This is a genomic window from Acidovorax sp. KPB24-07 (assembly GCF_057543315.1).
In genome coordinates this window covers 1-561 of sequence record NZ_BAAJYS010000957.1, presented here as the reverse complement: position 1 = coordinate 561, position 561 = coordinate 1, and the positions used below count along the sequence as shown (strand labels likewise).

Sequence of the window (561 nt, the reverse complement as noted above, 5' to 3'; positions counted from 1 at the left end):
CCCACACCGGAGCGGCGGGCAGCGACACCGCGGCCCACGGCAACGCGGCCAGCCACTGCAGCAGGCCGGCAAACGGCAGCACGCACCACGCGGCGGCGGTCCACAGCGGCGCCCACAGGGTGCCGGCCAAAGCCAGCGGGGTGACCAGCAGCGTGATCCAGGGAATCGCCACCAGGTTGGCCAGCAGGCCGACGACGGACACCTGCCCGAACAGCAGCAGCGTGAGCGGCGTGAGGGCGAGCGTGACCACCCACTGCTCGCGCAGCATGGCGGCCAATCGGCCCGATGCCCTAGATTCATTTACCTCCTTTGCTATTGAATCAGTAGCAAAAAGCACCGCCACCGCGACGAAGCTCAGCCAGAACCCCGCCTGCAGCAGCGCCCAGGGATCGGACAGCACGACCACCGCGCAGGCCAGCAGCCAGACCTGGGGCCAGGGCCAGCGCCGCCCGGAAAGCCGCAGCAGCGCCACGGTGGCCAGCATGCACACCGTGCGCTGCGCCGGCACGCCCCAGCCGCTGAACACGGCATAGGCCCAGGCCAGCAGCACGCCCCCGGCCA

1 protein-coding gene is annotated in these 561 nt (G+C 70.9%); it reads right to left on the bottom strand.

Annotated elements, in window-relative coordinates; all coding sequences use genetic code 11:
• Nucleotides 1-561, bottom strand: a 561-nt coding sequence (locus tag AC27IQ_RS26880; protein WP_487091526.1) for a ComEC/Rec2 family competence protein, incomplete at both ends; no start/stop codon positions are given.